Consider the following 2671-nt stretch of genomic DNA (forward strand, 5'->3'; position numbering starts at 1 on the left):
TTCTTTGGGTTTTTATTTTAAATTTTCTCGTTCGAATTAATTATAGAATCTGCCATTTACAATAATATGATTTTACATATGCTTGAACAGCAAAACGCGGTTGTTGCCCAACAACTCTTGGATAATCTTGCCTCTTACTTTCAAAATCATAAAAGGGACTATTACCATAGTGCACGGTTGCTGAATTTAAAGGGACTGACTTTATACGTTGGTGGCAGTAAGGAAAGCGGATTAATGCTTATTAAAAAGTCTAATATCATTACTTTTTTAATACATGACGACTCGCATTTTGCGCTAAATGAAAAAAATTATTTATCAAAATTTTTAAGTAAAGATGAATTAGAGGATGCTTTTAACTTCAAAGACATCGACCTAATCCATTTAAATAGTTTCGATTAAATTAACATTAGCGTATTAACTAATCAACCTATTGAAATACGATAAAATTTTTTATTGTATAGCCTCTTACTTATTAGTATCCTAATTCTTTAATGCTGTTTCAGAATAACTTAAAAACTGCTATATCGTAATTTATATTATTTTTTCTATATATCACCGAATGTACTAATAGTTCATTAGTCTTTTTTTCTATAAGTGATATAATAAGGGCATAAGAAAAGCGGTGTTGTTCAAGCAACACCGCTTCACTAGCAAACCCGTTAAACGGTGGCTAGCCTTTTATGTTTGTTAAATAACCATCAGCTGGCCAAAGTTGTGATGGTTATTTTTTTTGACCTAATTTAATGAGATCAATAACAATGCCGATGAGCGTTAGAACAAACATTCCAAACGCCCACAACAATGTTAAGACATCCACTACGGACATCAGGCTTCTCCTTTCCTAGGATGCTGGGGGTTATGATTTTAAAACCATAGGCACCACCACCTTTCCAGGATAGCCACCATCTTCACTTGTTTGCATACCGATATTATAGCATAAACGCCTCAACCATGCGGTTTACAGCAGTGCCGACTAGTTAAACGATTCATTGAAAAATGTATTTAAAGAACAATATTACGCCGTTAATATCCTCTTGAAAAGCACAATCAACATACCTTATTTATTACGAACATATTCTTTTAGGACCTGATTTCCAAAGAGTTCACTTTGATAAATCAGAATCTCCGCACAGGCTAAAGAATCCTCCAGCGCATTATGGTGGTGATCCAAACGAATATTCAAAGCGGCAGAAACTGTGTTGAGCTTATGGTTTTGTAAATCAGGCAAGAGCCGGCGCGAGGTTTGCACAGTATCCAACAGCTGGTAATGAGCTTCAGGCAGACCATAATAGTCTAAGCAAGCCCGTAAAACCGAGGCATCAAAGTTGGCGTTGTGCGCCACCACGAGTTTTTCCTCGGTAAATAATGGCGCAATCGTTGGCCAAATTTCTGCAAATGTGGGCGCATTGACAACGTCTTTTGGATAAATACCATGAATTTGCGAATTTCGCGCTGAAAACGGCGTTGGTGGCTTAATCAAGGAATAAAATTGATCCACAACCTGGTTGTCACGCACGACAACCAAAGCAAGTGAAACAGCCGAATGGCGCTGGTTATTGGCTGTTTCAAAATCAAAAGCGACAAAATTCATTAGAACAGTAACTCCATTTTTATGAGGTTTGCTTGGCGGCCGGACCGTAGTTCAATTGGCTCCGGTTCTTCACCGACTTCCGTGAAACCAAGCTTTTTGTATAGATGACGAGCAACCTGATTTTCCAGATCAACATCGAGCCAAAGACGATCATAACCGGCTTCTTCGGACCAAACAACCATTGCTGCCAGCGTTGATTGACCCAGTCCATGACCCTGAAAGGCGGCCAAGATTGCCAAGCCGACTTCGCCATCGGCAATCGAGGCAATGCCAACAGCAAGCGCGTCACTGTCTTCTTCATGGCCCAATGGCTTGGCCCAAATCAACCAAGTCTTGTTGGGCAGGTCATCGTTTTTCAAATCAGCTTCTACAACTGACGATTGATTAGACGCTGCCAGTGAATCACGGACTTCCGCTAATTCAAAAGTATCCGATTCCTGTTTCAATTGCACCAGCAAATCTTGGGCAGCTTGGGCCTGCTGGAGGTCCAAGCCAAGCATTGAGTACTCATAGTGGTCAAATTGTGCTGCAATCATCCGTGTAAGTCCTCCTCAATTTGAGTGGCTTGGCCCAAGCCCCGAACCACAATTTCACGATCAGAGTCTGCGCCCGCCATGCGGGTAAAGGTCATTTCTAAGCGATCATTTGGCAAAAGATCCGCCATGTACTGGGGCCATTCAATCAAAGTGACGCCATCAGTGCCCAGGTAGTCTTCGAACCCTTGGTCGGCTGCACCCATATTTTCAAGACGATAAGCGTCGAAATGGTAAAGTGGAATTCGCCCTTCCTCATAAGTGTTCAGGATATTAAAAGTCGGGCTTTTAACCCGACTCGTAATTCCCAAGGCTTTCGCCAATCCCTGAGTAAAGGTCGTCTTACCAGCGCCCAAGTCGCCTTGGAGGGTCACCACCAGGCCGGGGTAAACGAGCTTGGCTAATTGCTCAGCCAACGCCTGGGTTTCTTTTGAATTGTTCGTCTGATAGCTTTTCATATTCCATATTATAACACTGTCATTTGACTGAGCATGACCTGTACCCTGAAAGTTGTATAACTTTCAGGGTTTTTCTTATGACTAAATTT

At 41.4% G+C, this 2671-nt stretch carries 5 protein-coding genes; 1 reads left to right on the top strand and 4 read right to left on the bottom strand.

Going from position 1 to position 2671, the window contains the following annotated elements:
• The first annotated feature begins 78 nt into the window (after window positions 1–78).
• On the top strand, window positions 79–399 hold the full coding sequence (locus FEFB_RS07890; protein ID WP_047975702.1) for a hypothetical protein: 321 nt from the start codon (window positions 79–81) through the stop codon (window positions 397–399).
• Between the two features lie 322 nt (window positions 400–721).
• Here FEFB_RS07890 and FEFB_RS08545 read toward each other — a convergent pair whose 3' ends face one another.
• From FEFB_RS08545 to tsaE, 4 genes are all read right to left on the bottom strand, one after another.
• Window positions 722–826 (bottom strand): putative holin-like toxin, encoded by a 105-nt coding sequence (locus FEFB_RS08545; protein ID WP_082131961.1) that lies wholly within the window; start codon window positions 824–826, stop codon window positions 722–724.
• Between the two features lie 231 nt (window positions 827–1057).
• The gene (locus tag FEFB_RS07895; protein ID WP_047975703.1) at window positions 1058–1591 is read right to left on the bottom strand and encodes a 3'-5' exonuclease; all 534 of its coding nucleotides are present in this window, start codon (window positions 1589–1591) and stop codon (window positions 1058–1060) included.
• Window positions 1591–2127 (bottom strand): GNAT family N-acetyltransferase, encoded by a 537-nt coding sequence (locus FEFB_RS07900; RefSeq protein WP_047975704.1) that lies wholly within the window; start codon window positions 2125–2127, stop codon window positions 1591–1593. The genes FEFB_RS07895 and FEFB_RS07900 overlap by 1 nt, the downstream gene beginning before the upstream one ends.
• The gene (gene tsaE, locus FEFB_RS07905) at window positions 2124–2582 is read right to left on the bottom strand and encodes a tRNA (adenosine(37)-N6)-threonylcarbamoyltransferase complex ATPase subunit type 1 TsaE (protein ID WP_047975705.1); all 459 of its coding nucleotides are present in this window, start codon (window positions 2580–2582) and stop codon (window positions 2124–2126) included. Before tsaE ends, FEFB_RS07900 begins: the two co-directional genes overlap by 4 nt.
• Window positions 2583–2671 lie beyond the last annotated feature (89 nt).

Source organism: Fructobacillus sp. EFB-N1 (assembly GCF_001038455.1).
Lineage (GTDB): Bacteria > Bacillota > Bacilli > Lactobacillales > Lactobacillaceae > Fructobacillus > Fructobacillus cardui.